General features: G+C 74.9%; 21 protein-coding genes. 8 read left to right on the top strand and 13 right to left on the bottom strand.

The window, feature by feature from the left end:
* Positions 1 to 15: 15 nt before the first annotated feature.
* A complete protein-coding gene (locus ACI8AC_RS09610; RefSeq protein ID WP_456897498.1) occupies positions 16 to 1,806 on the top strand; it encodes an SCO7613 C-terminal domain-containing membrane protein in 1,791 nt (596 codons plus the stop codon).
* A 137-nt stretch (positions 1,807 to 1,943) separates the two neighbouring features.
* On the opposite strand, the gene ACI8AC_RS09615 is transcribed toward ACI8AC_RS09610, so the two are convergent.
* The 9 genes from ACI8AC_RS09615 to ACI8AC_RS09655 all read right to left on the bottom strand — a co-directional run bounded on the left by ACI8AC_RS09615 (position 1,944) and on the right by ACI8AC_RS09655 (position 11,576).
* Complete coding sequence (locus ACI8AC_RS09615) at positions 1,944 to 2,333, bottom strand: metal-sulfur cluster assembly factor (RefSeq protein WP_456897500.1); 390 nt, start codon at positions 2,331 to 2,333, stop codon at positions 1,944 to 1,946.
* Entirely contained in the window at positions 2,330 to 2,800 is a 471-nt protein-coding gene (gene sufU / locus ACI8AC_RS09620) for a Fe-S cluster assembly sulfur transfer protein SufU (protein ID WP_456897502.1), read from the bottom strand. Before sufU ends, ACI8AC_RS09615 begins: the two co-directional genes overlap by 4 nt.
* Positions 2,800 to 4,131 carry a cysteine desulfurase gene (locus ACI8AC_RS09625; RefSeq protein WP_456897503.1) on the bottom strand — a complete coding sequence of 444 codons (1,332 nt, stop codon included), beginning with the start codon at positions 4,129 to 4,131 and terminating at the stop codon, positions 2,800 to 2,802. The genes sufU and ACI8AC_RS09625 overlap by 1 nt, the downstream gene beginning before the upstream one ends.
* Complete coding sequence (sufC, locus tag ACI8AC_RS09630) at positions 4,128 to 4,931, bottom strand: Fe-S cluster assembly ATPase SufC (RefSeq protein WP_456897505.1); 804 nt, start codon at positions 4,929 to 4,931, stop codon at positions 4,128 to 4,130. Before sufC ends, ACI8AC_RS09625 begins: the two co-directional genes overlap by 4 nt.
* A 14-nt stretch (positions 4,932 to 4,945) precedes the next feature.
* Positions 4,946 to 5,290, bottom strand: coding sequence for a non-heme iron oxygenase ferredoxin subunit (locus tag ACI8AC_RS09635; RefSeq protein WP_456897507.1), 345 nt, complete (start codon positions 5,288 to 5,290; stop codon positions 4,946 to 4,948).
* Positions 5,291 to 5,293: 3 nt separating this feature from the next.
* Entirely contained in the window at positions 5,294 to 6,613 is a 1,320-nt protein-coding gene (sufD, locus tag ACI8AC_RS09640) for a Fe-S cluster assembly protein SufD (RefSeq protein WP_456897509.1), read from the bottom strand.
* On the bottom strand, positions 6,613 to 8,055 hold the full coding sequence (gene sufB / locus ACI8AC_RS09645; protein WP_456897511.1) for a Fe-S cluster assembly protein SufB: 1,443 nt from the start codon (positions 8,053 to 8,055) through the stop codon (positions 6,613 to 6,615). The genes sufD and sufB overlap by 1 nt, the downstream gene beginning before the upstream one ends.
* A complete protein-coding gene (locus ACI8AC_RS09650) occupies positions 8,052 to 8,894 on the bottom strand; it encodes a helix-turn-helix transcriptional regulator (RefSeq protein ID WP_456897513.1) in 843 nt (280 codons plus the stop codon). Before ACI8AC_RS09650 ends, sufB begins: the two co-directional genes overlap by 4 nt.
* A gap of 153 nt (positions 8,895 to 9,047) precedes the next feature.
* Positions 9,048 to 11,576 carry an ATP-dependent Clp protease ATP-binding subunit gene (locus tag ACI8AC_RS09655; RefSeq protein WP_456897515.1) on the bottom strand — a complete coding sequence of 843 codons (2,529 nt, stop codon included), beginning with the start codon at positions 11,574 to 11,576 and terminating at the stop codon, positions 9,048 to 9,050.
* Between the two features lie 209 nt (positions 11,577 to 11,785).
* Here ACI8AC_RS09655 and ACI8AC_RS09660 point away from each other — a divergent pair, with 209 nt between their 5' ends.
* On the top strand, positions 11,786 to 12,697 hold the full coding sequence (locus ACI8AC_RS09660; RefSeq protein WP_456897517.1) for a COX15/CtaA family protein: 912 nt from the start codon (positions 11,786 to 11,788) through the stop codon (positions 12,695 to 12,697).
* A 336-nt stretch (positions 12,698 to 13,033) separates the two neighbouring features.
* On the opposite strand, the gene ACI8AC_RS09665 is transcribed toward ACI8AC_RS09660, so the two are convergent.
* Positions 13,034 to 13,954 carry a heme o synthase gene (locus ACI8AC_RS09665; protein ID WP_456897519.1) on the bottom strand — a complete coding sequence of 307 codons (921 nt, stop codon included), beginning with the start codon at positions 13,952 to 13,954 and terminating at the stop codon, positions 13,034 to 13,036.
* Between the two features lie 357 nt (positions 13,955 to 14,311).
* Between ACI8AC_RS09665 and tkt the strand changes: the two genes are divergently transcribed.
* The 6 genes from tkt to pgl all read left to right on the top strand — a co-directional run bounded on the left by tkt (position 14,312) and on the right by pgl (position 22,979).
* Positions 14,312 to 16,525 (top strand): transketolase, encoded by a 2,214-nt coding sequence (gene tkt / locus ACI8AC_RS09670; protein WP_456897521.1) that lies wholly within the window; start codon positions 14,312 to 14,314, stop codon positions 16,523 to 16,525.
* 86 nt (positions 16,526 to 16,611) lie between these two features.
* The gene (gene tal, locus ACI8AC_RS09675) at positions 16,612 to 17,712 is read left to right on the top strand and encodes a transaldolase (protein ID WP_456897523.1); all 1,101 of its coding nucleotides are present in this window, start codon (positions 16,612 to 16,614) and stop codon (positions 17,710 to 17,712) included.
* A gap of 76 nt (positions 17,713 to 17,788) precedes the next feature.
* Complete coding sequence (locus ACI8AC_RS09680; protein ID WP_456897525.1) at positions 17,789 to 19,387, top strand: glucose-6-phosphate isomerase; 1,599 nt, start codon at positions 17,789 to 17,791, stop codon at positions 19,385 to 19,387.
* Between the two features lie 136 nt (positions 19,388 to 19,523).
* Complete coding sequence (zwf, locus tag ACI8AC_RS09685) at positions 19,524 to 21,041, top strand: glucose-6-phosphate dehydrogenase (RefSeq protein ID WP_456897527.1); 1,518 nt, start codon at positions 19,524 to 19,526, stop codon at positions 21,039 to 21,041.
* A 52-nt stretch (positions 21,042 to 21,093) separates the two neighbouring features.
* Positions 21,094 to 22,194, top strand: coding sequence for a glucose-6-phosphate dehydrogenase assembly protein OpcA (locus tag ACI8AC_RS09690; RefSeq protein WP_456897529.1), 1,101 nt, complete (start codon positions 21,094 to 21,096; stop codon positions 22,192 to 22,194).
* Positions 22,191 to 22,979: a 6-phosphogluconolactonase gene (gene pgl / locus ACI8AC_RS09695; RefSeq protein ID WP_456897531.1), complete on the top strand. Its 789-nt coding sequence runs from the start codon at positions 22,191 to 22,193 to the stop codon at positions 22,977 to 22,979. Before ACI8AC_RS09690 ends, pgl begins: the two co-directional genes overlap by 4 nt.
* 59 nt (positions 22,980 to 23,038) lie before the next feature.
* Here pgl and ACI8AC_RS09700 read toward each other — a convergent pair whose 3' ends face one another.
* The 3 genes from ACI8AC_RS09700 to ACI8AC_RS09710 all read right to left on the bottom strand — a co-directional run bounded on the left by ACI8AC_RS09700 (position 23,039) and on the right by ACI8AC_RS09710 (position 25,560).
* Positions 23,039 to 23,380: an RNA polymerase-binding protein RbpA gene (locus ACI8AC_RS09700; RefSeq protein WP_117379618.1), complete on the bottom strand. Its 342-nt coding sequence runs from the start codon at positions 23,378 to 23,380 to the stop codon at positions 23,039 to 23,041.
* 125 nt (positions 23,381 to 23,505) lie between these two features.
* On the bottom strand, positions 23,506 to 23,739 hold the full coding sequence (gene secG / locus ACI8AC_RS09705) for a preprotein translocase subunit SecG (RefSeq protein ID WP_117379617.1): 234 nt from the start codon (positions 23,737 to 23,739) through the stop codon (positions 23,506 to 23,508).
* 42 nt (positions 23,740 to 23,781) lie between these two features.
* A complete protein-coding gene (locus ACI8AC_RS09710; protein ID WP_456897534.1) occupies positions 23,782 to 25,560 on the bottom strand; it encodes an ABC transporter substrate-binding protein in 1,779 nt (592 codons plus the stop codon).
* Between the last annotated feature and the right edge of the window lie 19 nt (positions 25,561 to 25,579).

Raw genomic sequence — 25,579 nt, forward strand, 5'->3', positions numbered from 1 at the left:
CGGGAGGGAGCCGTCGTGGGTGCAGCCCCACCGCCGCCCCTGCCCTACCGCGCCCGGCCGCCGCAGCTGCTCCTCGTCGTCGGTGCGGTGCTCGTGGTCAGCGGGGGCGGGGCGGCCACGGCGCTGACCGGGAGCTCGGCCCGGGTGCTGCTGGTGGCGCTCGCGGCCGCGGCGGCCGGGGTGTCGGCCTGGGGCTCGAGCGCCCGCCTGCGCGGCACCGAGGAGGTGCTGGCAGCCGCCGCCGTCTGCCTGGCGGTGCTCGCCACCGACCCCGGCGGCAGCCTGCTCGAGGGGCCGGTCGCCCCTCCCGCGGTGCTCACCGCCGTGTTCCTGCTCCTCGCCGGACCGCTCCGGCGGCCGGTGGCCTGGCCGCTGGCCGCGTGGGCGACCCTGCAGCTGACCGTCCTGCGGGCCCTCGACGGGCTCGACGCGGGCCCGGATCGCACCGCCGCCGCGGTCGTGGTGGTGCTGGCCGGCCTGGGCACCTGCCTGGCCGGGCGGCGGCTCCTCGCCCGGGTCGCGCTCGTCACGAGCGCGCCGTGGTGGGTGGCCGCGGTGACCGGTGGCATCGCGACCGCGTGGGACGGCCCCGCGTCGGACCGCTGGGCCGCGGCCGCGCTGACCACCGTGGCAGCCCTCGCCCTGCTGCCGGCCCGGCTGGAGCCGGACGTCGACCGGCTGCTGGGCCCGCCGCGGCTGGCCCCCGCGCTGGCCGGGGTCCTCCCCGGCGCGGCGCTGTTCGGCGTGATGTCCTGGCTGGGCCCGGACGCGGTGATGCTCACCGGGTACGTGGGGGTGCTGCTGGCCTCGGCCGCCGCGGCGCTGCTCACCGGCTGGTGGGCCGGGCTGTTGCTGCCGCTCGCCCTGGGCGCGGGCGGCACGCTGGTGCTGCTCGGCGTGGTCCAGCTCGCCGCCGGAGCGCGGTGGGCGGAGCTGACGCTGCTCCTGCTGCTGACGGCGGTGCCGAGCGGGCTGGTGGCCGGGGTGCGCAGCGACGAGCGCGCCTCCGCCGTCCCGACCGCGGTGGGGTGCGTGGGGGCGGCCGCGCTCGTCGCGATCCCGGCCGGGTGGCTGGCGCCGGCGGGGGCGGCGGTGGTCCTCGGCGCGCTCTACGCGGCCACGCTCGGGGCGGGCGTCACCATCCGGCCGGACAGCCGCCGCCCGACGCTGGTCAGCGGGGCGCTGTGCGCGGCGGCGGCAGTGGTCCTGCTCGTCGCGGCCGGGGACCGCGGTCCCCTGGCCGGGCAGCTGTTCGCCCAGGGGCTGCTCACCTGCGGGTGGGCGGCGTACGTGTGGTGGAGCGGGCCGAGCGACCAGCTGCCGGCGGCGCCGCCGGCCTGGCGGGTCGGGTCCGCGCAGCTCGTGGTGGCGACCTGGGTCGTCGTCCCCCTCGCCGGCGGGACGGTGCTCGAGGCCTGGACGCTGCCGCTCGCTGCCGGGCTGCTGCTCGCCCAGGGGCCGCGGCTGGCCGGCGGGCCGTCCTGGCCGACGTGGGGGCCGGGGCTGCTGGTGGCCGCCGTGCCGTCGGCGGTGTGGGCGGTCGTCGCGCCGGGGAGCACCCGGTCCGTGCTGCTGGTGACGGTGGCGGCCGCCGGCATGTGGCTCGGGGCGCGGCTCCGGGTGCGGGCGCTGCTGGTCACCGCTGCGGGCACCGCCCTGGCGGTGGCGGCCGGTGTCGCCGTGGTGGAGCTGCCGCTGCCCGTGGCGGGCGCCCTGGTCGTCGGGGTGGCGCTCCTGGCGCTCGGGGCCGGGCGGGAGCGCCGTCCCGTCGACGGCTGGGCCCGCCGCCTGGCCGATCTGCGTTGACCACCCCGGAGACGATCACGGCGCCGTGACCACCGCCCCGGGGCGGGACCTGGTCACGGCGCCATGATCGCCGGTGGTGCCGGAGCGACCCTCCGCAGGGGCCCGCGCCGGGCCTGCGAGGCAGAGGGGTCCTTCTCCTACACGCGGAAGCCGAGGGCGCGCAGCTGCTCGCGGCCGTCGTCGGTGATCTTGTCAGGGCCCCACGGCGGCATCCAGACCCAGTTGATCCGGATGTCGTCGACCAGGCCGGGGCCGGGGCCGCCGGTGAGGGCCTGGCGCGCCTGGTCCTCGATGACGTCGGTCAGCGGGCATGCCGCGCTGGTGAGCGTCATGTCGATGACCGCGACGTTCGACTCGTCGACGTCGATGCCGTACACCAGCCCGAGGTCGACCACGTTCACGCCGAGCTCGGGGTCGACGACGTCGCGCATGGCCTCCTCCACGTCCTCGAGGAGGGCCGACTTGTAGGCCGGCAGCTCCGCGGGGGCGTCGGTGGCGGGGGTGGCGTTCTCGGTCGTCTCGCTCATGCGGTCCGTCCTTCCGTGTCGGCGGCCGACAGGGCCCGGGCGCTGGCGTCCTTGAGGGCCATCCAGCTCATCAGGGCGCACTTGATCCGGGCCGGGTACTTGGAGACCCCGGCGAAGGCGACGGCGTCCTCGAGCTCGTCCTCGAGCTTCTCGGCCACCGCGGCGTCGCCCTTGCTCTGCATCAGGGTCATGAAGTGCTCACCGGTCTCGAGCGCCTCGGGGACGCTCTTGCCGATGATCAGGTCGTACATGGCCGACACCGACGCCTGGCTGATCGAGCAGCCCATCCCCTCGTAGGAGACGTCGGCGAGGGTGTCGCCGTCCAGGTGGACCCGCAGGGTCACCTCGTCCCCGCAGGTCGGGTTGACGTGGTGCACCTCGGCCTCGAACGGCTCGCGCAGCCCGCGGCCGTGCGGGTTGCGGTAGTGGTCCAGGATGATCTCCTGGTACATCGACTCCAGCTGCATCAGGCACGCACCTCCGACGGGGCAACGCCGAAGAACTCCTGCGCCTTCCGGACGGCGTCCACCAGCGCGTCGACGTCGTCGTACCCCGTGTGCACGTAGAACGTCGCCCGGGTGGTGGCCGGCACCCGGTACCGGCGCACGACCGGCCAGGCGCAGTGGTGCCCGACCCGCACCTCGACGCCGAGGTCGTCGAGGACCTGGCCGACGTCGTGGGGGTGGATGCCCTCGACGGTGAAGGAGACCGCGCCACCGCGGGCCACGGTGTCGGGCGGGCCGATGACGGTGACGCCGGGGATCGCGGCCAGCCGCTCGAGGGCGTAGGCGGTCAGCGCCTCCTCGTGGGCCTGCACCTTGTCCATGCCGAGCCGCTGCAGGTACTCGACGGCGGCGGCCAGCCCGATCACCTGGGCGGTCATCGGGACGCCGGCCTCGAAGCGCTGCGGCGGGGGCATGAAGGTGCTGCCCTCCATCCGCACGACCTCGATCATCGACCCGCCGGTGAGGAACGGCGGCAGCGCGTCGAGCACCTCGTAGCGGCCCCACAGCACGCCGACACCGGTGGGCCCGAGCATCTTGTGCCCGGAGAACACCAGGAAGTCCGCGCCCAGGGCGGCCACGTCGACCGGCTGGTGCGGCACCGACTGCGCCCCGTCGACCAGGACCAGGGCACCGACCTCCCGCGCCCGCGCCACGATCGGCTCGAGCGGGTTGATGGTGCCGAGGATGTTCGACTGCTGGGTGACCGCGACCAGCTTCGTCCGCTCGTTGACCACGGTGCCGAGGTCGGAGAGGTCGAGCCGGCCGTCGTCGGTCAGCCCCAGCCAGCGCAGCGTGGCGCCGGTCCGCTCGCACAGCTGCTGCCAGGGCACCAGGTTGGCGTGGTGCTCCATCTCGGTCACGACGATCTCGTCGCCCTGGCCGACGGCGTACCGCCGGAACTCCGGCTCCTTGGCGGTGGCCGCGTTGGACAGCGCGTAGGCGACCAGGTTGATCGCCTCGGTGCTGTTGCGGGTGAAGACGACCTCCTCGGCCGGCGCCCCGATGAACGCGGCGATCGCGGCCCGCGCGGCCTCGTACCGGCCGGTGGCCTCCTCGGCGAGCTGGTGCGCGCCGCGGTGCGGGGCGGCGTTGCAGGTCTCGTAGAAGTCCCGCTCGGCGTCGAGCACGCTGCGGGGCTTCTGCGAGGTGGCCCCCGAGTCGAGGTAGACCAGCCGCTTCCCGTCGCGGACGGTGCGCGACAGGATCGGGAAGTCCGCCCGGATCGCCTCGACGTCCAGCGGCAGGGGCGGCAGGGGCGCCCCGGCAGCGGGACGCGAGACGGTCTGGGTCATCGCTGCACGGCCTCCAGAGCCGCCTTCTCCGCGCTCGCCTGCTCGGCGGAGTCCTTGACGTAGGCGGCGTAGCCCTCGTTCTCCAGCTTCTCCGCCAGCTCCGGGCCGCCCTCCTCGGCGATCCGGCCGGCGACGAAGACGTGCACGAAGTCCGGCTTGATGTAGCGGAGGATCCGCGTGTAGTGGGTGATCAGCAGGACGCCGACGTCACCCTCCTCGCGGGTCCGGTTGACGCCCTCGGAGACGACCCGCAGCGCGTCGACGTCGAGGCCGGAGTCGGTCTCGTCGAGGACGGCGATGCGCGGCTTGAGCAGCCGCATCTGCAGGATCTCGTGGCGCTTCTTCTCACCACCGGAGAAGCCCTCGTTGACGTTCCGCTCGGCGAACGCCTGGTCCATCTCCAGGGCGCTCATCTCGGTCTTGACGTCCTTGACCCAGGTGCGCAGCTTCGGCGCCTCGCCCTGGACCGCGGTGGCCGCGGTGCGCAGGAAGTTCGACACCGAGACACCCGGGACCTCGACCGGGTACTGCATCGCCAGGAACAGGCCCGCGCGGGCCCGCTCGTCGACGCTCATGGCGAGGACGTCCTCGCCGTCGAGGGTCACGCTGCCCCCGGTGATCGTGTACTTGGGGTGGCCGGCGATCGAGTAGGCCAGGGTCGACTTGCCCGACCCGTTGGGGCCCATGATCGCGTGGGTCTCACCCGAACGGACGGTCAGGTCGACGCCGCGGAGGATCTCCTTGGCGTCGTCCCCCTCCCCCACGCTGACGTGCAGGTCGCGGATCTCCAGCACGGACACTTGTCTCTCGCTCCTCAGGTGCCGGTCGCGGCGAGGGGGGCGGCCACGTCCACCAGGACGTCGTCGCCCTCCACCCGCACCGGGTAGACGGGCACCGGCTCGGTCGCCGGCAGGTTGGTGGGCTCACCGGTGCGCAGGTCGAAGCACGACCCGTGCAGCGCGCACTCGATGGTGGGGGCGCCGTCGAACTCCTCGACGTCGCCGTCGGACAGCGGGACCTCCGCGTGCGAGCAGAGGTCCTCCACGGCGAAGACCTCGCCCTCGAACCGGACGATCGCGACGTCGGTCTCGACGAGCTCCACGCGCAGCGCGCCGTCCTCGGGGACGTCGGACAGCGCGCAGACCCGCTCGAAGGCCATCCCTCAGACCTCCACGGGCTGCTCGTCGAGGCCCGGGAGGGCGCCGAGGCGCTGCTCGATCGAGCCCATGAGGCGGTCCTGCAGCTCGGGGACCCCGATGTGCTGCACGACGTCGGCGAAGAATCCGCGCACGACCAGGCGGCGGGCGGTCTCGGCGTCGATGCCCCGCGAGCAGAGGTAGAACAGCTGCTCGTCGTCGAACCGGCCGGTGGCGCTGGCGTGGCCGGCACCGACGATCTCGCCGGTCTCGATCTCGAGGTTGGGCACCGAGTCGGCGCGGGCGCCGTCGGTGAGCACCAGGTTGCGGTTGAGCTCGTAGGTGTCGGTGCCGGTGGCCGCCGGGCGGATCCGGACGTCGCCGACCCACACGGTGTGCGCCTTCTCCCCCTGCAGGGCGCCCTTGTAGAGCACGTTGCTGGAGCAGTTGGGCACGGCGTGGTCGACCCACAGCCGGTGCTCCTGGTGCTGGGTCTCGTCGGCGAAGTACACGCCGTAGAGCTCCGCCGTCCCGCCGGGGCCGGCGTACTGGACGTTGCTCACCAGGCGGACCAGGTCGCCGCCGAGGGTGACCACGACCTGCTTCGCGGTCGCGTCCCGGCCGACGACGGTGTCGAACTGGCCGCCGTGCACCGAGCCGGGCGCCCACTCCTGCACCGAGACGACGGTGACCTGCGCACCGTCGCCGACGAGCACGGCCACACCGCCGGAGTAGCGGGCCAGGCCGGCGTGGTCGAGGACGACGGTGACCTGCGCGAACGCGCCCACCTCGACGACGAGCTGGCCCCAGACCACCTCGTCCGAGCCGGTGCCCGACAGCCCCAGGGTGACCGGTCGGTCCGGCCGGGCCTCGGCGGGCACGCGGACGACGGCGGCGCCGCCGCTGCGCTGCCGGGTGAGCGCGGCCAGCCGGTCGACCGGCTCGGGCAGGCCCTTGAGCAGCGGGTCGTCGGCCTCGACGCTGGTGAGCTCGACGCCCTCGGGCAGGTCGGTCGACCACTCGAGGTGGGCGTCCGACGGGGCGCCCTGCAGCAGCGGGCGGACCCGGCGCATGGGGGTGAAGCGCCAGTCCTCCTCGCGGCCGGTGACCTCGCCGAACGCCTCTGGGTCGGTCGAGGTGAACCGCTCGGCCGGCGAGCCGGTCGGTGCCGGCCCGCCGTGCGAGTGGGCGCCGGCCGGCGCCTGCCCGGCGGTGCCGGTGCCGGCCGCCGGGGTCGTCGGCGGCCCGGCCTGGGCGCCGACGCCCTCGGCGAACAGCTCGCCGGCGAGGGTGGCCGACTCGGTGGTGAGTCCGGTCGTGTTGCCGGTGTTGTCAGTGGGCGGCATCAGCCGACGGCACCTTCCATCTGCAGCTCGATCAGGCGGTTGAGCTCGAGGGCGTACTCCATGGGCAGCTCCCGGGCGATCGGCTCGACGAAGCCGCGCACGACCATCGCCATCGCCTCGTCCTCGGACAGGCCCCGGCTCATCAGGTAGAAGAGCTGGTCCTCGCTGACCCGCGAGACCGTCGCCTCGTGGCCCATCGCGACGTCGTCCTCGCGGACGTCGACGTAGGGGTAGGTGTCCGACCGGCTGATGGTGTCGACCAGCAGGGCGTCGCACTTCACCGTCGACTTGGAGCCGGAGGCGCCCTCGTCGATCTGGACCAGGCCGCGGTAGGAGGTCCGGCCGCCGCCGCGGGCCACCGACTTCGACACGATGGTCGAGGAGGTGTTGGGCGCGGCGTGCACCATCTTGGCGCCGGCGTCCTGGTGCTGGCCCTCGCCGGCGAAGGCGATGGAGAGCACCTCGCCCTTGGCGTGCTCGCCGGTCATCCAGACCGCCGGGTACTTCATGGTGACCTTGGAGCCGAGGTTGCCGTCGACCCACTCCATGGTGGCGCCCTCGTGGGCGATCGCCCGCTTGGTCACCAGGTTGTAGACGTTGTTCGACCAGTTCTGGATGGTCGTGTACCGGCAGCGGGCGTTCTTCTTGACGATGATCTCGACGACCGCGGAGTGCAGCGAGTCCGACTTGTAGATCGGCGCGGTGCAGCCCTCGACGTAGTGCACGTAGGCGCCCTCGTCGACGATGATCAGCGTCCGCTCGAACTGGCCCATGTTCTCGGTGTTGATCCGGAAGTAGGCCTGCAGCGGGATCTCGACGTGCACGCCCTTCGGCACGTAGATGAACGAGCCGCCGGACCAGACCGCGGTGTTCAGCGCGGCGAACTTGTTGTCCCCGGAGGGGATGACCGAGCCGAAGTACTCCTTGAAGAGGTCCTCGTGCTCCTTGAGGGCGGTGTCGGTGTCGAGGAAGACGACGCCCTGCTCCTCGAGGTCCTCGCGGATCTTGTGGTAGACGACCTCGGACTCGTACTGGGCGGCCACGCCGGCGATCAGCCGCTGCTTCTCGGCCTCGGGGATGCCCAGCTTGTCGTAGGTGTTCTTGATGTCCTCGGGCAGCTCGTCCCACGAGGCGGCCTGCTGCTCGGTGGAGCGCACGAAGTACTTGATGTTCTGGAAGTCGATGCCGGACAGGTCCGAGCCCCAGTCGGGCATCGGCTTGCGGCCGAACAGCTTGAGCGCCTTGAGCCGGCGCTCGAGCATCCACCCGGGCTCGTCCTTGCGGCGGGAGATGTCCCGGACGACGTCCTCGTCCAGGCCCCGCCGGGCCGAGGCCCCGGCGACGTCGGCGTCAGCCCAGCCGTACTGGTAGCGGCCGAGCGCCTCGATCTGCTCGTCCTGCGTCAGCGGCGTGCTGGTCACCGGCTGCTGGGTGCTGGTCATACGGACGTCCTCTCCCGGTCGTTCGCAGGGGGGTTGCTGCTGGGGTGGTCGGCGCCGGTGCGGGGCGGGCTGCGCCGCGCCGACCGCTCACCAGGTACAGGGCGCGCGGGGCCCGGTCTGTTCCCCGCGCCGATGTGGTCCCGGCCGCCCGCGGCGCCCGGCGGGGAGCCGGAGCGGCGGACGGGGCCCGGGATGTGCGTCGTGCAGACGCCGTCACCGTGGGCGATCGTGGCCAGCCGTTGCACGTGCGTGCCGACCAGCCGGCCGATGACCGCGGTCTCGGCCTCGCACAGCTGCGGGAACTCCGCGGCGACGTGCGCGACCGGGCAGTGGTGCTGGCACAGCTGCCCGCCGCCGGAGATGGCCGAGGCCGAGGCGGCGTAGCCCTCGGCGGTGAGCGCCGCGGCGAGCACCTGGGCCCGGTCCACCGGCGCGTCGTCGGCCCGCTCCACCGCCGCCGAGCACCGCTGCTCCAGACCGGAGAGCTGCTGCTCGGCCACCGTGCGCACCGCGTCGGGCCCGCCGTGCGCCGCGACGTACCGCAGCGCCGTCAGCGCCAGGTCGTCGTAGGCGTGCGGGAAGGCCGAACGGCCGGCGTCGGTGAGGTGGAACAGCCGGGCCGGGCGACCCCGGCCCCGGGGCGTGCCCGGCGCGTGCCGCTCCTCGACGCGGCCGGTGGCCACCAGCGCGTCCAGGTGCCGGCGGACGGCGGTGGGCGACACGCCCAGCCGGCCGGCCAGCTCGCTGGCGGTCTGCGGGCCGTGCTCGAGCAGCAGCGCGGTCACCCGGTGGCGGGTGCGCCCGTCCTCCGCCGTCGCGGCAGCGCGGGCGGGGGGCACGACGCCCCCGTCCGCGACGACCCGACCGCTTTCCACAACACGAGTCTTACCTATTTCCGGCGGCTCGCAAGCAAGGGGGACCTAAGTCCCGGCGGGCCCGGGACCTGCGGCGATGGCGCCCCGCAGGTCCCGGCCCGCGCGGTGTGAGAGACCTCACCCCACGCCGGCGGGTGCGTTCTCGTCGACGGCCGGGTCCAGGACGCCGTCGCGGACCCCGACGACGACCCGGCGGCCGGCCGCGAGCCGACCGTCGAGCAGCAGCCGCGCCAGCGGGTTGTCGACCTCCCGCTGGATGGCCCGGCGCAGCGGCCGGGCGCCGAACTGCGGCTCGAAGCCGTGCTCGGCGATCCAGGTGACCGCCTCGTCGGTGAAGACGACCTCGATGTCCTGGGCCGCCAGCCGCCGGTGGGTCTCGTCGAGCAGCAGCCGGGTGATCTGCGCCAGCTGCTCGGTCTCCAGCTGCTGGAAGACCACGACCTCGTCGATCCGGTTGAGGAACTCCGGGCGGAACTGCTCGCGCAGCCGCCGCATCAGCCGGTCCCGCAGCCCGGCGTCCGCGGCCGCCGCGTCACCGGAGCCGAAGCCCAGCGGGGTGCTGCGGCCCTGGATGAGCTCGGAGCCCAGGTTGCTGGTCATGATCAGCACGGTGTTCTTGAAGTCGACCGTGCGGCCCTGGGAGTCGGTGAGCCGGCCGTCGTCGAGCACCTGCAGCAGGGTGTTGAAGACGTCGTGGTGCGCCTTCTCGATCTCGTCGAGCAGCACCACCGAGTACGGACGGCGGCGCACCGCCTCGGTCAGCTGACCGGCGTCCTCGTAGCCCACGTAGCCGGGCGGGGAGCCCACCAGCCGGCTGACCGTGTGCCGCTCCTGGAACTCGCTCATGTCCAGCCGGACCATCCGGTCCTCGTCGCCGAACAGCGCCTCGGCGAGCGTCCGCGCCAGCTCGGTCTTGCCGACGCCCGTCGGGCCCAGGAACAGGAAGCTGCCGATCGGCCGGTCGGGGTCGCCCAGCCCCACGCGGGACCGGCGGACGGCCTCGGCCACCACGCGGACGGCGTCGTCCTGGCCGACGACCCGCCGGTGCAGGTGCTCCTCGAGCCCGAGCAGCCGCTGCATCTCCTCCTGCGTGAGCTGGCTGACCGGGATGCCCGTGCTGCGGGAGACCACCTCGGCGATGTCCTCGACGCCGACCTCCGGCACACCCGGCCGGCCACCGCCGCTGCGGGACTCCTCCAGCCGGCGCTGGGCCTCGGCCAGCTGGTCGCGCAGCTCGGAGGCGCGCTCGTACTGCTCGGCGGCGACCGCCTGGTCCTTCTCCCGCTGCAGCCGGTCGACCTCCTGCTCGAGCCCGCGCAGGTCCGTCGGCGGGGTCTTGACCCGGCGGCGCACCCGGGCCCCGGCCTGGTCGATGAGGTCGATCGCCTTGTCCGGCAGGTGCCGGTCGGGGATGTAGCGGTCGGACAGCTCGACCGCGGCCCGGACGGCGTCGTCGGTGAAGCGCACCTCGTGGTGGGCCTCGTAGCGGTCGCGCAGGCCGCAGAGGATCTGCACGGTGTCCTCGACGCCCGGCTCGGTCACCAGGATCGGCTGGAAGCGGCGCTCCAGGGCCGCGTCCTTCTCGATGTTGCGGCGGTACTCGTCCAGCGTCGTGGCGCCGATGATGTGCAGCTCGCCGCGGGCCAGGGCGGGCTTGAGCATGTTGCCGGCGCCGCCGGATCCCTCGGAGGCCCCTGCGCCGACGACGGTGTGCAGCTCGTCGACGAAGACGATGACCTCGTCGGAGTGCTCGCGGATCTCGTCCATGACCTTCTTGAGCCGTTCCTCGAAGTCACCGCGGTAGCGGGTGCCCGCCACCAGCCCGGTGAGGTCGAGCTCGACCAGCCGCCGGCCGCGCAGCGTCTCCGGGACGTCGCCGTCGACGATCTGCGCGGCGATGCCCTCGACGATCGCGGTCTTGCCGACGCCGGCCTCGCCGATGAGCACCGGGTTGTTCTTCCGGCGGCGGGAGAGGACCTCGACGGTCTGCTCGATCTCCTCCTGGCGGCCGATGACCGGGTCGATCTGGCCGTTGCGGGCCATCTCGGTCAGGTCGCGGCCGTACTCGTCGAGCGTCGGGGTGCTCGACCGGGCCTGGCCGGGGCCGCCGGGGTGCCCGCCACCGGGGGTGCCGCCGGTGGCCGCCTCCTGCAGGGCCTCGGGGGTGACGCCCCGCTCCCGCAGCACCCGGCCACCGGGCGAGTCCGGGTTGACCGCGAGGGCGAACAGCAGGTGCTCCGGGCCGATGTAGGTGGAGCCCAGGGCGCGGGACACCCGGTGGGCGTCGAGCAGCGCGCGCTTGGCCGCCGGCGTCAGGGACGGCGCGCCGTCGCGCGCCTCGCCCCGCCGCGTCAGCCCCTCGAGCTCGGCGCGCAGGTGGTCGGGGTCGACCCCGCTGCGGGCCAGGAACGCGCGGGTGGACTCGTCGCCAGTCATGGCCCACACCAGGTGCTCGGTGTCGAGGTCGGCGCTGCCGCCCTCGACCGCGTGGTGGGCCGCGGCGTTGACCAGCTCCCGCGCCTGCTGGCTCAGGAACTGGGTGATGTCGACGCGCTGCCGCGGCGAGCGCTGCTCGCCGCCGAGGTAGCGGCCGAAGAAGTCGTCGAACGGGCTCCCGTAGGGGCCCGGGAAGAAGGGGTTGGTCATACCTCACGTCCAGAGGGGAGTCGGGTCGGTCGGTGGGGTTCCCGGAGGGCTACCGCTGGGGTGCCCGTACCCGGGACGGCGCACCGTCACCGGGAGCGGCGCCTCGGCCGCCCGTACCCGGTCCAGCGCGGAGCGGGCCGGGCTGCTTCCCCGCTGTGATCCGCCCTGAGCGAACCGGCCGCGCCGCTGCGCGCGGCTAGCATCGGGACGTGCCGGTCTCCCCTGCCGTCGTCTCCCGCATCGCCCTGGCCAACCTGGTGGCCAACAGCGCCATCGTCGTCACCGGCGGGGCCGTCCGGCTGACCGGGTCGGGTCTCGGCTGCCCGACCTGGCCGCGGTGCACCGACGACAGCTTCGTCGCGACGCCCGAGCTGGCCGGCCACGGCGTCATCGAGTTCGGCAACCGGCTGCTGACCTTCGTCCTCGCGGCGGTCGCCATCGCCACCGTCCTCGCCGTGTTCCGCTCCTCCCGGCGCGACCTCCGGACCCTGGCGGTGCTGGCCTTCCTGGGCATCCCGGCCCAGGCGCTGCTCGGCGGGGTCACCGTCCTCACCGGCCTGAACCCGTGGACGGTGGCGGCGCACTTCCTGCTCTCCTCGGTGCTCGTCGCGCTGACGACGGTGCTGTGGCTGCGGTCCCGGGAACCCGGGGTCGGCTCCCTGCTGGTCCGCCGTCCGTTCGCCCTCCTGGTCACCGGCATCGCGGCCGCGACCGCCGCCGTCCTGGTGCTGGGCACCGTGGTGACCGGCAGCGGGCCGCACAGCGGCGACCCCGGGGCCGGGCGCACCGGCTTCGACCCCGAGCTGGTCAGCCAGCTGCACGCCGACTCGGTCTTCCTGCTGCTCGGCCTGACCGTCGCGCTGCTGGTGGCGCTGCACGCGACCGACTCCCCCGGACGGGTGCGGCGGGCCGCGCGCGACCTGATCGTCGTCCAGCTGCTGCAGGGCGTCGTCGGGTACGTGCAGTACTTCACCGGGCTGCCGGTCGTGCTGGTGCTGCTGCACATGCTGGGCGCGGTGCTGGTCACCGCCTTCACGGCGCGGCTGGTCTGGTCGGTCCGCGGCCCGGCCTCCGACGTCCCCGTGACCGCCGCGACGCAGGTGCCCGCCGCCTCCCGCTGACCCGTCCCACCCGCCGGTCGGGTGCGCTGACCGAACGGTCGGCGCCCACCCGCCCGACCGGAGCCGCCGGCTGGCCGGAACCGCCGGCTGCCGGCTGGTGTTCCGATCGAGGAGGCCTCGAGCGGGAGCGAGACGCTGGTCAGGGCGGCGGCCGCGCGCACCCGCGCGGCCCTGGACGCCGCGATCGCCGCCGCTCTGCACGCAGTCACCGCTGCCGACGCCGCGGGCCGGTTCGCCCACGCCGGCCACCTCACCCGACGAGCTGCCCGACAACCGCTGTGAACGCCCGGTTCCCGGGGGCGGGAACCGGGCGTGCGCGCACCCGCGCGCGCGACCTCAGACCAGGACGTCGACGATGATCGCGATCGACAGCAGGGCCATGTAGGTGATCGAGATGTGGAACAGCTGCATCGGCCGGGTCTCGGCGCCCGCGCGGATGCGGGCCAGCAGCCGGTGCGCCTCGACGACGAACCAGCCGCCCAGCCCCGCAGCCGCGGCGGTGTACACCCACCCGATGCCGTAGCCCGAGGCCACCGGCCACAGCAGCAGCGACACCGCGACGGTCAGCCACGTCCAGACGACGGTCTGCCGGCCCACCGACAGCGGGGTCGCCACCACCGGGAGCATCGGGACGTCGGCGCGCGCGTAGTCGGCGCGGAACCGCATGGCCAGCGCCCAGAAGTGCGGCAGCTGCCAGCAGAAGACGACGCCGAAGAAGACCACCGCCGGCCAGGCCAGCGACCCGGTCACCGCGGCCCACCCGATGAGCACCGGGGCCGCGCCGGGGACCCCGCCGAACAGCGTCGAGTGCCGGGTGTGCCGCTTGAGCACCATCGTGTAGACGACCGCGTAGTAGACGATCGCGCCGAGGGCGAGCACCGCGGCCAGCGGGGTCGTGGTCGCCGCGAGCAGCGCGACCGACACCACGGTCAGGACCAGCCCGAAGACCAGCGCCGCCCGGGGTCCGACCTCCCCCATGGGCAGCGGGCGCCGCTCCGTCCGGTGCATGAGCCGGTCGATGTCGCGGTCGTACCAGCAGTTGAAGACGTTGGCCGCGGCGGCGGCGAGGGTCCCGCCGGCGAGGGTCGCCAGCAGCAGCCGCCACGACGGCCAGCCACCGGCGGCGAGCAGCATGGCCGGGACGGTGGTCACCAGCAGCAGCTCGATGATCCGGGGCTTGGTCAGCGCCACGTAGGCGCGGACCGTGGACGACAGCCGGCGGGCCTGGACGGCCGGGCGCTCCGAGAGAGCCGTCACCGGACGGCCTCGGGCGGCACCGGGGTCGACCGGACGCGCGGGCAGGGCACCACCGGGCACCTGGACAGCACGGGGTCCCTTCCGAGCGGGGACAGGAGAACGGGCCAACTGTAGCCCGGGGCGGTCCCCGGCGATGGCCGGGATGACTAGGGTCTCGTCACGTTGGTGCTGCGGGTGCAGCGGGTAGGGGCGACGTCGATGGCGACGGTGCGCCCGGCGCCCCGAGGTCGGGGCGCCGCTCCGCGTCCCCACCCCGGGTCGCTGGAACCGCGCACCGCCGCCCGCCCGGGGCCCGCGCACCGCTCCACCGGCCCCGGGTGGTCCCGCACCGGCCGACCCCGAGGGAGCTACCGCCAGATGGCAACGAGAAGCACCGAGTCCGAGGCTCCGGCCGAGGCCGCGACCGACAGCCCCACCGGCAGCCCGGCGCAGCCGCAGCCGACCCTCCCCGAGGGCTTCGGGGAGCTCGACCGCCGGGTGATCGACACCGCCCGCGTCCTGGCCATGGACGCCGTGCAGAAGGTGGGCAACGGCCACCCCGGGACGGCGATGAGCATGGCGCCGACGGCCTACCTGCTCTTCCACAAGTGGCTGCGCCACGACCCCGCCGACCCGAACTGGGTCGCCCGGGACCGCTTCGTGCTGTCCATGGGGCACTCCAGCCTGACGCTGTACGTGCAGCTGTACCTCTCCGGCTACGGCCTGGAGGTCGAGGACCTGCAGGCCCTGCGCACCTGGGGCTCGAAGACCCCCGGTCACCCCGAGGTCAACCACACCCCCGGCGTGGAGACCACCACCGGCCCCCTGGGCCAGGGCGTGGGCAACGCCGTCGGCATGGCCATGGCCGCCCGCCGCGAGCGCGGGCTGCTCGACCCGGACGCCCCCGAGGGCGAGAGCCTCTTCGACCACACCATCTGGTGCTTCGCCTCCGACGGCGACATGGAGGAGGGCGTCAGCGGCGAGGCCTCCTCGCTCGCCGGCACCCAGCGGCTGGGCAACCTCGTGCTCGTCTACGACGACAACCGGATCTCCATCGAGGACGACACCAACGTCGCCTTCACCGAGGACGTCGGCAAGCGCTACGAGGCCTACGGCTGGCACGTCCAGCACGTCGACGACGGCGAGGACCTCGCCGCGGTGGACGCCGCCTTCGCCGCGGCCAAGGCCGAGACCGGGCGGCCGTCGATCATCGTGCTGCGGACGATCATCGCCTGGCCCGCGCCCAACAAGCAGAACACCGGCGCGGCGCACGGCTCCGCGCTCGGGGACGACGAGGTCCGGGCCACCAAGGAGGTCCTCGGCTTCGACCCCGAGCGGACCTTCGAGGTCGACGACGAGGTGCTCGCCCACGCCCGGTCGGTGGTCGACCGCGGCCGCGAGGAGCACGCCGCCTGGCAGCAGCGGTTCGACGCCTGGGAGAAGGCGCAGCCGGAGCGCGCCGCGCTGCTGGCCCGGATGCGCGAGCGACGGCTGCCCGAGGGCTTCGCCGACGCGCTGCCCACCTTCGACGCCGACGAGAAGGGCGTGGCCACCCGCAAGGCCTCCGGCAAGGTGCTGGGCGCCCTGTACCCGGCACTGCCGGAGCTGTGGGGCGGCTCGGCGGACCTGGCGGAGAGCAACAACACCGCCGTCGAGGGGGAGCCGTCGTTCCTGCCGGCCGACCGGCAGACCAAGATGTGGTCCGGCGGGCCCTACGGCCGCACCCTCCACTTCGGCGTCCGCGAGCACGCCATGGGCGCGATCATGAACGGGATCGCGCTGCACGGCGGCACCCGGGTCTACGGCGGCACGTTCCTCACCTTCTCCGACTACATGCGGGGGGCGGTGCGGCTGGCCGCGCTCATGCAGCTGCCGGTCACCTACGTGTGGACGCACGACTCGATCGGCCTCGGGGAGGACGGCCCGACCCACCAGCCGATCGAGCACCTCGCCGCCCTGCGGGCCATCCCCGGCCTGGACGTCGTCCGCCCGGCGGACGCCAACGAGGTCGCCGTCGCCTGGCGGACCATCCTGCAGAACAACGACCGCCCGGCCGGGCTGCTGCTCTCCCGGCAGAACCTGCCGGTGTTCGACCGCAGCGCGATGGCGTCGGCCGACGGCGTGGCGCGGGGCGCCTACGTGCTCGCCGACGCCACGGGCGGGGAGCCGCAGGTCATCCTGCTCGGCACCGGCTCGGAGGTGCAGATCGCCGTCGCCGCCCGCGAGCGGCTGGAGGCCGACGGCGTCCCCACCCGCGTGGTGTCGGTGCCCTGCGTCGAGTGGTTCGCCGACCAGGACCAGTCCTACAAGGACGCGGTGCTGCCGCCCTCGGTGCGCGCCAGGGTGAGCGTCGAGGCCGGCGTGCCCATGGGCTGGCGGGAGTTCGTCGGCGACGCCGGCCGGATCGTCGGCCTCACCCACTACGGGGCCAGCGCCGCCTACAGCGTGCTCTACGAGCAGTTCGGCCTGACCGACGAGGCGGTCGTGACCGCCGCCCGGGAGAGCCTCGAGGCCGCGCGGTCCGGCGACGCCGTCCCGGCCGGCCCGGTGGCGGCCACCGGCGGACTCACCCACCCCACCGGCGACCAGTAAGGACCCCGCTGCCCCCACCGCTCGCAGGCTCGCGGCGGGACCCTGCAGCGGGGCCACCGTCAACCAGCACCGGAAAGGCACCAGTTATGGCACAGAACGAGAAGCTCGCGGAGCTGTCGGCGGCCGGCGTCGCCGTCTGGCTCGACGACCTGTCCCGCGACCGGATCCGCAGCGGCAACCTGCAGTCCCTGGTCGACGAGCACTCCGTCGTCGGCGTCACCACCAACCCGACCATCTTCGCCGCGGCGATCAGCGGGTCGGACTCCTACGACGACCAGGTGCACGCCCTGGCCGTCCGGCAGGTCGACGTGGCGGAGGCGCTGCGGACGATCACCGCCGCCGACGTCCGCGACGCCTGCGACCTGCTGGCCCCGGTGGCCCAGCGGCAGCCCGGGGACGGCCGGGTCTCCCTCGAGGTCGCCCCGCACCTGGCGCACGACACCGACGCCACCGCCGCGGAGGCCGCCCACCTGTGGTGGCTGGTCGACCGGCCCAACCTGTACATCAAGATCCCGGCGACGGAGGCGGGCCTGCCGGCGATCACCACCTCCATCGCGCGGGGCATCAGCGTCAACGTCACCCTCATCTTCAGCCTCGAGCGGTACCGGGCGGTCATGGACGCCTACCTCTCCGGGCTGGAGCAGCGGGTCGCCGACGGCGGCTCCCTCGAGGGCATCGCCTCGGTGGCGTCCTTCTTCGTCTCGCGCGTCGACAGCGAGATCGACAAGCGCCTGGAGAAGGCCGGCGCCGACGCCTCCCTCAAGGGCCGGGCCGCGCTGGCCAACGCCCAGCTGGCCTACCAGGCCTACGAGGAGGTCTTCTCCTCCGACCGCTGGAAGGCCCTCGAGGCGCAGGGCGCCCGGCCGCAGCGCCCGCTGTGGGCCTCCACGGGCGTGAAGAACCCCGAGTACAGCGACACGATGTACGTCAGCGAGCTGATCGCGCCCGGCACGGTCAACACCATGCCGGAGAAGACCCTCATGGCCTACGCCGACCACGGCAGCCCGGGGACCCCGGTGCAGAAGGCCTACGAGGACGCGGCGGCCACGATGCGCGCCATCGCCGACGCGGGGGTCGACCTCGACGACGTCTTCCGGGTGCTGGAGGACGAGGGGGTGCAGAAGTTCGCCGACTCGTGGGACGAGCTGACCGAGTCGGTGCGCAGCGAGCTGCAGGACAAGGCATGACCCGGGGGGCCGGGCGCGGGACCCGCCGGCCCCGTACCCGGCCCCCCGGCGGCCGGGAGGTCCCCGGGAGGCGGCGGTGACGCTGACGGTCTCGTGCTCCGGTCTGGAGGTCCCACCCGCCGTGCGCGACGCCCTGGCCCGGGACGACGTCGCCGTCCGGCTGGCCGGAGGCGACCCGACCCTCTTCGGTCCCGAGGGAGGCGCCGGGGAGCTCGGCTGGCTCGCCCTGCCCGGGGCGAGCCGGGACCTGGTGGGCCGGATCACCGCCCTGCGCGACGAACTGCGGACCGAGGGGCTCGACCGGGTGGTCCTCTGCGGGACCGGCGGCTCCGCGCTGCCGGCCGAGGCGGTCTGCCGCACGGCGGGGGTGCCGCTGACCGTCGTCGACACCACCGACCCGGGGCAGGTGGCCGCCGCCCTGGCCGACCTCGAGCGCACCGTCGTGGTCGTGGGCTCCCGTTCCGGGGACACCCTGGAGACCGACACCCTGCACCGGGTGTTCGCCGCCTCCTTCCGCGCCGCGGGGGTGCCGGAGCGGGACATCGGCGGCCGCTTCGTCGTCGTGACCACCCCCGGGTCGCCGCTGGCCGAGGCCGCCGAGGAGCTGCCCGCACGGGCCCTCTTCCCCACCGACCCGCGCATCGGCGGCCGGTGGAGCGCCCTCTCGGCGTCCGGGCTGGTCCCCGCGGGGCTGGCCGGGGTCGACGTGGGCCTGCTGCTGGACGAGGCGGCGGAGCTCGGCGGCCGGCTGGCCGCCCCGGACAACCCGGCCCTGGAGCTCGGCGCCGTCCTCGGGGCGGCGTTCCTCGCCGGACGGGACAAGCTGGCGCTGGTCGACGGCGCCGTCGAGGGCGGTCCCGCCGGGGGCCTGGCCTGCTGGGTGGAGCACCTCCTGGCCCAGTCCACCGGCAAGGAGGGGCGCGGGCTGCTGCCCGTCGTCCTCGAGTCGGCGGTGGCCCCCGGGGCGACCAGCCCCGACGTGGCCCTGGCCGTCGTCGGTGGACCGCCGGCGGGTCCCGGCCCCTCCCTGGGCGTGGCCGGGCCCCTGGGTGCGCAGTTCCTGGGCTGGGAGTACGCCACCGCCGTGGCGGCCCGGCTGCTGGAGGTCGACCCGTTCGACGAGCCGGACACCGACGAGCCCGTGCGCAACACCCGCCGGGTGCTCGACGAGGGGCTGCCGGACGACCCGCCGCTGGCCACGATCGGCGCGGTCCAGCTGTGGGCCACCGGGGGGCTGCTCGACCAGGTCGACCTCAGCCAGCACGACGGCCTGTCCCTGGCCCTGGATGCCCTGCTGGCCGCCGTCCCGGAGCGGGGGTACCTCGCCGTCGCCGCGTTCCTCGACCGCGAGCGCGACGCCGCGGCCGCGCAGCTGCGGTCGGCGTTCGCGGCCCGCACCGACCGCGCGGTCACCTTCGGCTGGGGGCCGCGCTACCTGCACTGCACCGGCCAGTACCAGAAGGGCGGCCCGCCGCTGGGCACCTTCCTCCAGGTCACCGGCGTCGTCGGCGAGGACCTGCCCGTGCCGGATCGGCCGTGGTCGCTGGGCGACCTCGAGGCCGCCCAGGCGGCCGGGGACCGCCGGGCGCTGGCCGACCGCGGCCGCCCGGTGCTGCGGCTGCACCTCACCGACCGCAGCGCCGGCGTGGCCCAGGTGCTGGAGGCCGTCTGCTGACGCCTGCCGCTGCGCTCCCCGGTGCGTGCCGTCGCCACGGCCGCCCGCAGGGGAGACACTGCGACCAGGAGTTCCCCGGTCGCGCGGTCCACCGCCGCACCGCACGGCCGCCCACCCCCGATCACGAGGACGGACGATGATCCCCAACCCGCTGCGGGACCCGCGGGACCGGCGGCTACCGCGGGTGCCCGAGCCCTGCGCCCTGGTCGTCTTCGGCATCACCGGTGACCTCGCCCGGAAGAAGCTGCTGCCGGCGGTGTACGACCTCGCCAACCGCGGTCTGCTGCCCACCAACTTCGCCCTGCTCGGCCTGGCGCGCCGCGACTGGGGGGACACCGACTTCGCCGAGCTGGCCCGCGACGCCGCGCGGAAGGCCGCGCGCACCCCCTGGCGCGAGGAGGTGTGGGAGCGGCTGGCCGGCAGCGTCCGGTTCATCCAGGGCTCGTTCGACGACGACAACGCCTTCGACCACCTGGCCGAGACCCTCGGGGAGCTGGAGGGGTCCCACGGCATCGGCGGGAACGCGGCGTTCTACCTGTCCATCCCGCCGGCGATGTTCCCCGTCGTGCTCAAGCAGATGCAGCGCACCGGGATGGCCGAGTCCACCCCCGGCCGCTGGCGGCGGGTGGTCGTCGAGAAGCCCTTCGGCACCGACCTGGCCTCCAGCCGGGAGCTCAACGCGCTGGTCGACTCGGTGTTCACCGCCGAGGACGTGTTCCGCATCGACCACTACCTGGGCAAGGAGACCGTCCAGAACCTGATGGCGCTGCGGTTCGCCAACACGCTGTTCGAGCCGGTGTGGAACGGCCACCACGTCGACTCGGTGCAGATCACCATGGCCGAGGACGTCGGCATCGGCGGGCGGGCCGGGTTCTACGAGGAGACCGGCGCGGCGCGCGACGTGCTGCAGAACCACCTGCTGCAGCTGCTGGCGCTGACCGCGATGGAGGAGCCGGTCGAGTTCTCCGCCGAGGAGATCCGCACCGAGAAGCTGAAGGTGCTGCGCGCGGTGTCCATCCCCGACGACCTGGCCACCTTCGCCGTCCGCGGCCAGTACGAGCAGGGCTGGCTGGCCGGGCAGCGGGCCCGGGGCTACCGCCAGGAGGAGGGTGTCGCGGAGGACTCCACGACCGAGACCTTCGCCGCCGTCCGGCTGGGCGTGGAGACCCGCCGGTGGGCCGGGGTGCCGTTCTACCTGCGGACGGGCAAGCGGCTGCCCCGCCGGGTCACCGAGATCGCGCTGGTGTTCAAGCGCGCCCCGCACCTGCCCTTCGCCGACACCGACACCGAGGAGCTGGGCAACAACCAGCTCGTCGTCCGGGTGCAACCCGACGAGGGGGTCACCCTCAAGTTCGGGTCGAAGGTCCCCGGCAGCGTCATGGAGGTCCGGGACGTGTCGATGGACTTCCTGTACGGCGAGCAGTTCACCGAGACCAGTCCCGAGGCCTACGAGCGGCTGCTGCTCGACGTCCTCCTGGGCGACGCCACGCTGTTCCCGCGCAACGCCGAGGTGGAGGCGTCCTGGGCGGTCATCGACCCGCTCGAGGAGTTCTGGGCCGGCACCACGCCCCACCCCTACCGGGCCGGCGAGTGGGGTCCCCGGGCGGCGGACGACATGCTCGCCGCCGAGGGCCGCCGGTGGCGTCGCCCGTGACAGCCGCGCCGGCGCCCCACCCCGCCTGCCCGCCCGACCCGGAGGAGACCCGATGACGACCCTGTGGGACACCACCGGCTCCGCGGTGGTCAAGGAACTGGCCGCGCAGCGGCGCACCGGCGGCGCCGTGCTCTCCGGCGTCGCGCTCACCCTCGTGGTGGTCGCCGACGAGGGCCGGGTGGCCGAGGCCGAGGAGGCCGCCACCGCGGCCGCCGAGCAGCACCCCTGCCGGCTGCTCATCGTCGTGCGCCGGCAGATCGAGGCGCCCGCCCCGCGGCTGGACGCCGAGGTCCTCATCGGTGGCCGGCTGGGCCCCGGCGAGGCGGTGGTCATGCGCATGTACGGCCGCCTGGCGCTGCACGCGGAGTCGGTCGTGCTGCCGCTGCTGGCCGCGGACGCGCCCGTGGTGACCTGGTGGCACGCCGACCCGCCCGAGCGGCTGGCCACCGACGCGCTCGCCGTCATCGCCGACCGGCGGATCACCGACAGCTCCCTGGCCGAGGACCCGGTCGCCGCGCTGCGCACCCGGGCGGCCGACTACGCCCCCGGGGACACCGACCTGGCCTGGACCCGCAGCACCCCGTGGCGGGCCACGCTCACCTCGACCGTGGACTCGGTGTCCGGCCGCCGGGGCGACCCGGTGCAGGTGCAGGGCGGCGTCGTCGAGGGCGACCCCCGGCACGCCACCGCGCGGCTGTTGGCCGGCTGGCTGTCGGCCCGGTGCGGGTGCCCGGTCGACGTGGTGGAGGGCGAGCGGCGGCCGGGCCCCAGCGGGGTCTCCGCCGTCCTCCTGCGGCTCGACCAGGGGGAGGAGGTGCGGGTCACCGCCGACCGCCGCGGCGGCGCGGTGATCGCCCAGCCCTACCGGCCCGAGGCGACGGTGGCGCTGCCCGACCGCCAGCTCGGCGACCTGGTCGGCGAGGAGCTGCGCCGGCTGGACCCCGACGAGCCGTTCGCCGAGGCCCTGGAGGGCGCCACCGGCGTGACCGGGCTGGTCGACCGCTCCCCCGTCCGCTCGCACGTCTGGTTCGACCCGGCGCAGGCCGCCGAACCGGGCGAGGCCGAGGAGGCACCGACCGTGCCGGAGGACTCGCAGGGCGCCGACGAGGTCGCCGAGCACGGGGAGCACGACCCGCAGGAGGTCGCCCCGTGACGCCGCCCCGCGAGGGCGGCACCCCGGTGCCCGACGTCGTCGTCGAGCCCGACGCCGACCGGCTGGCCCGGGCCGCCGCCGCGGCGCTGGTCGCCCGGCTGGCCGCCGCGCAGGCCGTGCACGGGACGGCGTCGGTCGTGCTGACCGGCGGCGGCATCGGCACCGCGGTCCTCGAGCGGGTCGCCGAGCTCGCCGCCGAGCCGGCCCGTGAGCGGGTGGACTGGACGGCGGTCGACGTCTGGTGGGGCGACGAGCGGTTCGTCCCGGCCGACGACGGCGAGCGCAACGAGCTCGGGGCCCGCCGCGCCCTCCTCGACCGGGTGGGCGTGCCCGCCGGGCGGGTGCACGCGATGCCGGCCTCCGACGCCGGCTTCCCCGGCCCCGAGGAGGCGGCCGCCTGGTACGCCGACCAGCTCGCCTCGGCCGCGCCCGAGGGGGCCTCGCTGCCGCGCCTGGACCTGCTGCTGCTCGGCATGGGTCCCGAGGGGCACGTGGCCTCGATCTTCCCGGACTCCCCCGCGGTCTCCGACGAGCGGCCCGTGGTGGCGGTGCGCGACTGCCCGAAGCCGCCCCCGACGCGGGTCAGCCTCGGCTACAGCGCGATCAACGCCGCCGAGGAGGTCTGGCTCCTGGTGTCCGGGGAGGGCAAGGCACCGGCCGTGGCCCGGGCGCTGCGGGACGGGGTCCCGGCGCGGGAGCTGCCCGCCGCCGGCGTGCACGGCCGCCGGGCGACTCGCTGGCTGCTGGACAGCGCCGCGGCCGGCGAGCTGACCCCCGGCGGGTAGCCCGGGACGGAGCGGTCTCCCCGGCGTCCCGGTCGTGCGGGGGACGCCGGGCCTCGCCCTCAGGCGCCGCGCCGGGCGCGCAGCTTGGTCAGGGCCTCCTCGAGGAGGGCGTCACCGTCGGCGTCGCTGCGCCGCTCGCGCACGTAGGCCAGGTGCGTCTTGTACGGCTCGGTCCGCGGCGCGGGCGGCGGAGCCGCGTGGTCCTGCCCGGCCGGGAGCCCGCAGCGGGGGCAGTCCCACAGCTCGGGTACCTCGGCGTCGGACGCGAACGCCACGTGGGTCTCGTGCCCGTGCGAGCACCAGAACACCACCCGGCGGCGCGGCGCGGTCTCCCCTCGCTCGGCCTCGCCCATCGGCCCGGCGCCGACTCGTGTCCCCCGGATCGCGTTGCCACCTGCCACGAAGGCCCCCTGAGTTGCCAGCGGTGTGCGGCGTCGACCGGCCGCGCAGGCAGTCTAGGGCCTGGACCGGCGGATCCCGATCACGAATTCGCGCGTCCTGCCCGACCGCGTCCCGGGCCCCTCCCTCAGATCTTGAGCAGGATGCCGAGGCCGACGACGCAGACCGCCCAGACCAGGGCGGTGAAGACGGTGAGCCGGTTGAGGTTCTTCTCGACGACGGAGGAGCCGGCCAGCGACGAGGAGACCGCGCCGCCGAACATCGAGGACAGGCCCCCGCCCTTGCCGCGGTGCAGCAGGATGAGCACCACGAGGAGCACGCTGGTCAGCACCAGCAGCACGTTGAGGACCAACTCGACCATGACCCGAGGGTAACCGAGGCCCGCAGCGATGCCCCGAGGCCGTCAGCGGACTCCCGCGGTGGCGAGGTCGTGACCCGTGTACGGCGTCATCACCACGCCGTTGCGCAGCCGCTGCCCGGCGAGCAGCTGGACCCGGTTCTCCACCAGCGGCACGTAGGCCCCGGTGGCCCCGGCGGCGGCGGCGACGTCCCGCCAGGCCGCGGTGGCGGCCTGCAGGTCGGGGGTGGCCCGGGCGGCGTCGACCAGCGCGTCGAGGGCCGGGTCGGCCAGCCGCGCGAAGTTCGTGTTCCCGACGGCGCGGACCTCCCGGCCGTCGACGAGGGGAACCAGGAAGGACCCCGGCGTCGGCATGTCCGCGGTCCACGTGGCCAGCACGATGCCGAAGCCGTTGGCCGCGACGTTGTCGGGGTTGCCGACGTCGGTGGCGTAGAAGCCCGGGGCCGCCAGCGGGCGCACCTCCGCCCGGATGCCGACCTCGGCCAGCTGCGCGGCGATCTCCTCGGCGGCGTCGACGCTGGTGGCCGCGTCCGGCACGGCGAGCACCGTGCTGAACCCGTCCGGCTGCCCGCAGGCGGCCAGCTGCTCGCGGGCGGCCGCCGGGTCCGGGCCCGGGTCGGCCTCGTCCGGCCGCCCGTCGACGGTCCGCGGCCAGAGCTGCGAGGTGCGGGCGACGTCCCCCGCGCCGCCCAGGACCTCCTGGACGGCGCGGCGGTCCACGGCGAGGGCCACGGCGGCGCGGCAGGCCGGGTCGTGCATCGGCGCCACGTTGGTGGGCAGCGCCAGCAGCCGCACGACGCCGCTGGTCACCTCGTCCACCCGGTCGGTCAGCGGCACCTCCGCGTCGGTCCCGCCCTCGATGCGGGCCGTGGTGGGCGACTGCACCCCGGTCCCGGAGATGTCCACGTCGGCGGACCCGGCCAGCAGCGCCTGGTCGCGCTCGACGCCGGACAACCCGGTGCGGACGAGCACGCGGTCGGGCAGTGCGGTGCGCACGTCGTCGGTGGCGGGGTCCCACTCCGGGTTGCGGTCGAGGACGACGCCGGTGACCTCGTCCACGCTGCTCACCGCGTAGGGCCCCGTGGAGACCGGGTCGAGGGAGTACTCGCCGGCCGTGTCGGCCTCCACTGGCACCGGGCTGCTGGAGGGCAGGGCGAGCACGTGCGGGAAGTCGGGGTCGGCCACCCGCAGGGTGAACACGACGGTGCGGTCGTCCGGCGTGGCGATCGCGGCCAGCCCGAGCCGGTCGGGGGTCTCGTCCTGGTACGGGCCCGGGTAGGGGTTGGCGGGGTCGTCGAGCAGCTGGACGACGTGCGTCGGCCCGCCGACGACGACGTCGGAGGCGAAGGAGCGCTCGATGCCGTACTTGACGTCACGGGACGTGATCGGCCGCCCGTTCTCGAAGCGGGTGCCCTCGCGGAGGGTGAAGGTCCACGTCCGCCCACCGTCCGGCGAGGTGCCGAGGTCGGTGGCGAGGTCCGGCACGAGCTCGTCGGTGTCGCCCGGCTCCGTGGAGTAGGTGACCAGGGTGCGCGCGTAGAGGCGCATCAGGTTCCAGACGCCGGGCAGGTAGGAGCGCTGCGGGTCCAGGCTGTCGACCTCACCGGTGACCACGCGCAGCGTGCCGCCGGTGGCGTCGGACGGGGCGCGGACCCCGGTCAGGCCCGCATCGGGGCCGCCGCCCTGCACGGGCACGCCGCCCGGGTCGTCCCCGCCCGCGCCGCAGCCGGCGGCGAGGAGCAGCAGGACGGCGACCACCGCGGCCAGGAGCCTGCGGGCGCCGGCCGGTCGCCGGCCCCGCGGGCCCGTGCTCGTGCTGTCCACCCACCGCTCCCCGCCCGCC

The organism is Geodermatophilus sp. SYSU D00758 (genome assembly GCF_054049955.1).

What these genes read in the sequence shown, in the direction of transcription:
- zwf (WP_456897527.1), top strand. Translation starts at nt 19,524, where the DNA reads ATGATCCCCAACCCGCTGCGGGACCCGCGGGACCGGCGGCTACCGCGG.
- ACI8AC_RS09690 (WP_456897529.1), top strand. Translation starts at nt 21,094, where the DNA reads ATGACGACCCTGTGGGACACCACCGGCTCCGCGGTGGTCAAGGAACTG.
- ACI8AC_RS09655 (WP_456897515.1), bottom strand. Translation starts at nt 11,576, where the DNA reads ATGACCAACCCCTTCTTCCCGGGCCCCTACGGGAGCCCGTTCGACGAC.
- secG (WP_117379617.1), bottom strand. Translation starts at nt 23,739, where the DNA reads ATGGTCGAGTTGGTCCTCAACGTGCTGCTGGTGCTGACCAGCGTGCTC.
- sufD (WP_456897509.1), bottom strand. Translation starts at nt 6,613, where the DNA reads ATGCCGCCCACTGACAACACCGGCAACACGACCGGACTCACCACCGAG.
- ACI8AC_RS09625 (WP_456897503.1), bottom strand. Translation starts at nt 4,131, where the DNA reads ATGACCCAGACCGTCTCGCGTCCCGCTGCCGGGGCGCCCCTGCCGCCC.
- tal (WP_456897523.1), top strand. Translation starts at nt 16,612, where the DNA reads ATGGCACAGAACGAGAAGCTCGCGGAGCTGTCGGCGGCCGGCGTCGCC.
- sufU (WP_456897502.1), bottom strand. Translation starts at nt 2,800, where the DNA reads ATGCAGCTGGAGTCGATGTACCAGGAGATCATCCTGGACCACTACCGC.
- tkt (WP_456897521.1), top strand. Translation starts at nt 14,312, where the DNA reads ATGGCAACGAGAAGCACCGAGTCCGAGGCTCCGGCCGAGGCCGCGACC.
- sufB (WP_456897511.1), bottom strand. Translation starts at nt 8,055, where the DNA reads ATGACCAGCACCCAGCAGCCGGTGACCAGCACGCCGCTGACGCAGGAC.
- ACI8AC_RS09615 (WP_456897500.1), bottom strand. Translation starts at nt 2,333, where the DNA reads ATGAGCGAGACGACCGAGAACGCCACCCCCGCCACCGACGCCCCCGCG.
- ACI8AC_RS09635 (WP_456897507.1), bottom strand. Translation starts at nt 5,290, where the DNA reads ATGGCCTTCGAGCGGGTCTGCGCGCTGTCCGACGTCCCCGAGGACGGC.